The 6,113-nt window shown below is 57.5% G+C and carries 6 protein-coding genes; 1 reads left to right on the top strand and 5 read right to left on the bottom strand.

From position 1 onward, the window contains the following. Positions 1 to 137: 137 nt before the first annotated feature. Genes AB7E14_RS19190 through mhbT form a run of 5 tightly spaced genes read right to left on the bottom strand, consistent with a single transcriptional unit; the run spans position 138 to position 5,122 of the window. Complete coding sequence (locus AB7E14_RS19190; RefSeq protein WP_043000137.1) at positions 138 to 1,331, bottom strand: 3-hydroxybenzoate 6-monooxygenase; 1,194 nt, start codon at positions 1,329 to 1,331, stop codon at positions 138 to 140. 14 nt (positions 1,332 to 1,345) lie between these two features. Beyond that, complete coding sequence (gene maiA, locus AB7E14_RS19185) at positions 1,346 to 1,990, bottom strand: maleylacetoacetate isomerase (protein WP_428169807.1); 645 nt, start codon at positions 1,988 to 1,990, stop codon at positions 1,346 to 1,348. An 8-nt stretch (positions 1,991 to 1,998) separates the two neighbouring features. Continuing rightward, positions 1,999 to 2,700 (bottom strand): fumarylacetoacetate hydrolase family protein, encoded by a 702-nt coding sequence (locus tag AB7E14_RS19180; RefSeq protein WP_044258653.1) that lies wholly within the window; start codon positions 2,698 to 2,700, stop codon positions 1,999 to 2,001. A 14-nt stretch (positions 2,701 to 2,714) separates the two neighbouring features. Next, positions 2,715 to 3,752 (bottom strand): gentisate 1,2-dioxygenase, encoded by a 1,038-nt coding sequence (gene gtdA / locus AB7E14_RS19175; protein WP_316962513.1) that lies wholly within the window; start codon positions 3,750 to 3,752, stop codon positions 2,715 to 2,717. A gap of 11 nt (positions 3,753 to 3,763) precedes the next feature. Beyond that, positions 3,764 to 5,122: a 3-hydroxybenzoate transporter MhbT gene (gene mhbT / locus AB7E14_RS19170; RefSeq protein WP_104446720.1), complete on the bottom strand. Its 1,359-nt coding sequence runs from the start codon at positions 5,120 to 5,122 to the stop codon at positions 3,764 to 3,766. A 126-nt stretch (positions 5,123 to 5,248) separates the two neighbouring features. On the opposite strand from mhbT, the gene AB7E14_RS19165 reads away from it, so the two are divergent. Further along, positions 5,249 to 6,113, top strand: an 865-nt coding sequence (locus tag AB7E14_RS19165) for a LysR substrate-binding domain-containing protein (RefSeq protein WP_428169806.1), incomplete at its 3' end; no start/stop codon positions are given.

Raw genomic sequence — 6,113 nt, 5'->3', positions numbered from 1 at the left:
ACGCTCTTCCGATCTCCTTCCATCGGCGCCAGTAAAACACGCATATCGTTATCCGCAAAAAAAAGAGGCGCTATCATAGCGCCTCTGTGCGATGAGCAAAACCTTTTGCCGGATGACGACGCAAAGCGCCTGTATTCTCAGCGTGGCAGAAGACAGTTATCTTCTTTCCAGCCGTACAGCCATTCCATGCCGCGATAAAACTCCGCCTGCGATTTACCTTTCCACAACAGGTTTCGCACCTGACGCTCCACGCCTGCTGCGTGATACACGCGCCCCATTTCGCGCGTCGACCATACGATGCGCGCCGTGCGTGGAATGCGTACCGACTCATACAGCGCAAAGGCTTTCGCCGCATCGCCATCGCACTGCTCCAGCGCTTTACCCAGCGTCACAGCATCTTCCAGCGCCATACAGGCACCCTGCGCCATGTACTGCGCCACCGGGTGCGCGGCATCGCCCACCAGCGTGATGCGCTCAGTGCCCCATTTCTCTACCGGTTCGCGATCGGCGGTTGACCAGCGACGCCAGGTCGTGGGTTTATCCAGCATCTGCCGCGGGCGCGGATGGATCCCGGCGAAATACGACAGCACCTCTTCCTTACTGCCGTCTTTCACGCCCCACTCCTCCTGCTGGCGGCTGTGGAAGGTGACAACCAGGTTGTACTGCTTGCCGCCGCGCAGCGGGTAGTGCACGAGGTGGCAATGCGGCCCGGCCCAGAGCACTGGCGCGTTAATGCGCAGGTCTTCCGGCATGTCCGCACAGTCAATCACCGCACGGTAAACGACGTGTCCGGTCACGCGCGGCGAATCGCCCAGCAAACTCTGACGCACCACCGACTTCACGCCATCACAACCGACCAGAATATCGGCGGTCCAGCTATTCCCCTGCTCGTCGAACACCGTTACGTCGTCCGCCGTCTGACGAATGTCGACCACATTGGTCGAGGTCCGGTACTCAACGTTTGGATGAGTCAGTACGGATTCCCAGACGGAAGCGTGAATATCGACCCGGTGGATGACCGCATACGGACCGCCGAAATGGTCGCGAAAGGCCTGCCCGGTCTCGATGTGCACCACTTCTTCCGCGTTCACGGCATCCATCATGGTGATGTGGTCGGTAAACACCGCACGCTGACGCGCGACGTCGCCGACGCCGAGGCTGTCCAGCGCAGAGAAGGCGTTGGGACCGAGCTGAATGCCCGCGCCGATCTCGCCAATTTCATGGGCTTTTTCCAGCAGCATCACTTTGATACCCTGACGCGCCAGCGAAAGCGCGGTGGCTGCCCCGCCAATTCCGCCGCCGACAATAATTGCGCTCGTCACTTTAGCCATTGTCATTCTCCTTCTCAGGCTGAGTTTTTATCTTGTTGATTTTCCGGGGCAGCGGCGATGAACGCCGGGAGCTGTGTGCAGGCGTCATACACGGCTTTGCAGCGCGGATAGCCGCTCAGATCGCACCCCATTCTTAACGCATTCGCCCATTGCGGGACCAGACAGCAGTCGGCAAGCGTCGGTGCATTACCCACGCAGAAGTTCTGCGACTGACTCTGACGCAGTAGCTGCTCAACGGCGCTTAACCCCTGCTGGATCCAGTGTGCGTACCAGCGTTTTTTCTCTTCTTCACTGACCTTCAGTTCCTCGCTCAGATAGCGCAGCACCCGCAGGTTATTAACCGGATGAATATCGCAAGCGATGGCATAGACAATCTCCAGCACCTGCGTGCGCGCCGGATCGCTGACGGGCAGCAAGCGTGATTGCGGAAAATGCCGGTCCAGCCAGTCGATAATCGCCAGCGACTGGCCCAGCGCTTCGCCATCATCGGTTACCAGCGTTGGTACCAGCCCCACCGGATTCATCCGCCGGTAGGCCAGTTCATTTTGCTGCCCAATACGGATATTGACGCCCACCGTGTGGTAGTCGATGCCCTTTAATGCCAGCGCGATACGCACGCGGTACGACGCCGAACTGTTAAAAAAACTGTACAGCTTCATACATCACCTCAGACAATCTTCACAGCGATAGGCGTCAGTCCGTCCACGCCTCCGGTGATCACATCCCCTTTCACTACGGCACCCACGCCTTCCGGCGTGCCGGTGAAGATCAGGTCGCCCGGTTGCAGTTCGAAGAAGCCGGACAGATAGCTGATCGTTTCATTTACCGACCAGATCAGATGGCGAATATCGCTGCGCTGATGATCGTCGCCATTCACCTGTAACCAGATGGGCGCAGAGGTGATATCCGCAATTTCATCCGCTTTATGCAGCGGCGCGATGGGCGCAGAGAGATCGAACGCTTTGCCGATTTCCCACGGACGTCCCATCTGACGCATCTCCATCTGGCGATCGCGGCGGGTCATGTCCAGTCCGGTGGCATAGCCCCAGATATACTCATGAGCGTTTTCTAACGGGATATCGCTGCCCTTTTTGCCGATGGCGACCACCAGCTCAATTTCATAGTGATAGTTATCCGTTTGCGCCGGGTATGGCAGCGCTAACGTTTCGCCTGCGGCAACCGGCACAATCGCATCGGCAGGCTTGCAGAAAAAGAACGGCGGCTCACGGTCCGGATCAAACCCCATTTCGCGGGCATGGGCGGCGTAGTTACGCCCCACACAGTACACGCGACGGACGGGGAACTGCGCATCGCTGCCGACAACCGGGACAGTAACGGGGGCCTGTGGTGCAAATACATACTGAGTCATGGTTCTCTCCCAAATTAATAGCGGGCTTCGCGGAACAACCCGAGGGCTTCCTGTACCGGTCGGTCCGAAAAACTGAATAAAACGGTCTCATCGGTGGTTTTGAATGACACGCCGTGCCAGGTCGGAACCACAAAAATATCTTTGGCTGAGAAATTGAACGTCTCGTTGCCGACGGTGACATCACCCGCCCCTTCAACCACGTGATAAATGGTGCTGTCAGTGGTACGCGCCACCCGCGAGGTAAAGCCTTTTGGTAACAGTTGCAGGAACGTCCCCATCGATGGCATCGGGTAGCCGCCGGTCACCGGGTTGACATAGCGCATTTTGTAGCCATCCCACTCGTCGGCATCGCCCAGACGGGTCAGGTCGTGCAGCGCGTCGCGGCTGCGGTCATAGCGATAGTTGAAAATTGGCGATGAATTGCCTTTCTGATGGCGCAGCGGCAGCATATTGGCGGCATAGCGCGGCAGATAGTCGCCCTCTTTGCGTGAAACTGGCTGCTGATCTTCCGGGTAATCCTCGGCAAAGCCACAGCCCAGAATGTTCACCAGCGGCAGATCCAGACCGTCCAGCCAGACAACCGGCTCATCGCCAGGGTTGCCGTGGTCGTGCCATTGCCACTGCGGGGTCAGAATAAAATCGCCGGTGTGCATCTGGGTGCGTTCACCGTCCACGGCGGTAAATGCCCCTTTCCCTTCCACAATAAAGCGTAACGCCGACTGGTTATGACGATGGCTGGGAGCGACTTCGCCCGGCATGATGAGCTGCAGTCCCGCATAGAGCGTTGACGTAATTGAGGACTGACCGCGCAGCATCGGGTTTTCCAGTACCAGCACGCGACGAATCGCCTCTTTCGCGCCAATCAGGTTGCCGCTTTCCAGCAGCAGCGGACGAATTTCCTGGTAGTTCCAGTATGCTGGCGCACAGGTCGGATTCGGCGTTTGTGGTACCAGATGATGCAGCGATTCCCACAGCGGGGTCAGGTTCTGCCCCGAAATATGCTGATAAAACTGCTGACGGCTGTTTTTAACATCCTGATTATGGTCTGACATAGGGATTCTCCTTATTCGTTCACGACGCTTGCGTGTGGCATAGCATCAGGGACAGAGGCTGACTGGCGGACAACTACCGTAAGTACGGCTAACATCACCGCGCTAATGGCCGCCGGAACAGCGATAATGAAAAACAAGGTGTCGAAAGAGAAATTCATCGCCATCATCACGCCGCCGGAAAGCGAACCGACAATCGCTCCGCAGCGCCCCACCGCGTTGGACCAGCTCACGCCCGTCGCCCGACTCTGGGTGGGATAGAGCGTAGCGGTTAAGGCATTGAGGCCCACCTGCGATCCGCTGATACCTACCCCGGTACCGAAAATCGCCAGCGCCATCAGCCATAAACCGTTTTCGCTCAGGCCAATCATGACAATGCATACCGCTCCCAGCGCGTAGCTCGTAGCCAGCACCCGGAAGGGATTGTATTTATCCATCAGCGCGCCCAATGCCAGCGCGCCGAGCGTACCGCCAATCTGGAACGCCGCCGTCACCCAGGAAGCCTGCTGCAGGTCAATCCCACGATGGTTCAACAGCGTCGGCATCCAGCTCGACAGCAGATAGATGATTAACAGGCTCATGAAGAACACCACCCATAACATCAGGGTAATGGGCAACTGACGGCCAACAAACAGCTGACGAATGCTGCCTTTGGCTATCGCCGCCGCCTCCTGGAGGTAAAACTGGGTATTGTCGTAACGTTCGCCGGTGATCGCGCTGACCGTTCTGGCGATGGTTGCCTGCGGCAACTGGCGACGGACCTGCCAGCGTGGAGATTCCGGCAGGACCGCGAGCAGGACGAAGAACAGCATCAGCGGTAACACGCCGCCGAGGACCAGGATCCCGTGCCAGCCAATAACCGGCACCAGCTGCGCGCTGACAATTCCGCCCATCGCTGAACCGAGCGTAAAGCCACAGAACATCAGGGTGACCAGCGCACCGCGGCGGCGGGCGGGCAAGTATTCAGAGGTCATGGTGATGGTGTTGGGCATGGCACCGCCGAGGCCCAGACCGGTCAGAAAGCGCAGGATAACCAGCGTTTGCAAATCCGGCGAAAAGGCGGAGATCAGGCTCAGCGCACCAAACAATGCCACGCAGAGCTCAATCACCCGTTTGCGACCGAAACGGTCAGACAGCGGTCCGCAAAGTAAGGCGCCGGCGGTAAGTCCTAACAGACCTGCGCCAAACAGCGGAGCGAGGTCTCCGGCAGTTAACTGCCAGTGGGTACGAATATCGGGTGCAATAAAGCCAATGGCTGCGGTATCAAAACCATCAAGCATGACCACCAGAAAGCAGCAGATGATCACCCGCCACTGTGTCTTGCTGACAGGAGCAGCATCGATCAGGGCTTGTAGTTCACGTCGTTGAGTCATAGTGAATGCCTCGGTGCAGGTAGGGACAGATGTTGTTTTGTTTTTGGTATGTTACGAGTTTGTAGACTGGGCGATAAAATGTACAATGGCATTTCATGCAGAGACATAACCTGGAGGTTATCGCTGATGGCAAACTGGGCGCAAAAACTGAAGCTGCACCATCTGCAAATGCTGGTGGCGCTAGGCGAACAAGGGAATCTCACGCACGTTGCACGAATGATGAATATCACCCAGCCCGCGCTGTCGAAATGGCTGTCACAGCTCGAAGATGAGATGGGGATCACGCTCTTTGAACGTCACAGTAAAGGCCTGCGCCCCTCGGAAGGCGGCAAGTTGCTGCTGCAACACGCCCAGCGTTTAATCAATGACATGGAGCGTTCACAGTATGAAATGGCGCGCTTTAAAGAAGGCGGGCTGGTAGGGAGCCTGAAGATTGGCTGCTCGCCAGTGGCGACCGACTGTGTGTCGCAGGCGATCCTCAATCTGCTCGTGGAGATGCCGACGCTGCACCTTAACATTGAAGAAAAGGTCATGACGCCGCTGCTGCACGACCTGCTTGCCGGTTCCGTGGATGTCGTGGTCGGCCGCGTCGGTGGGCGGGCACTGCAGCTTCCGCTCAATTATCAGGTGCTGTATACCGAACCCGTTTGCTTTGTCGCCCGTCCCCACCATCCATTAGCGAAGTTTGACACCCTGAGCTGGGCCGATCTTGCGCACTGGCGCTGGATCGTCTGGCCGACGGGAACACCTATCCGCCTGAGCATTGATAACGCGCTGGTCGATAACGGAGTGATGTTGCCGGAGAACACCATCGAGTCGGCATCGATGAACGTCAGTACTAACCTGCTGCAAAGCAGCGATATGATCTCTATCCTTTCTTTACGGCTGGCGCAGCGCTATGCCAGCCAGGGACAGCTGGTGATCCTCAACCTGCCGAAGATTGAACAAAAAGGCAGCGTGGGCGTGTTCTGGCGCAATAATGAGACGCCAT

Source organism: Citrobacter sp. (assembly GCF_050252275.1).
GTDB classification, from domain to species: Bacteria; Pseudomonadota; Gammaproteobacteria; order Enterobacterales; family Enterobacteriaceae; genus Citrobacter_A; species Citrobacter_A amalonaticus.
The sequence above is the reverse complement of the archived record's forward strand: the minus strand, read 5'-3'. Positions and strand labels throughout refer to the sequence as shown.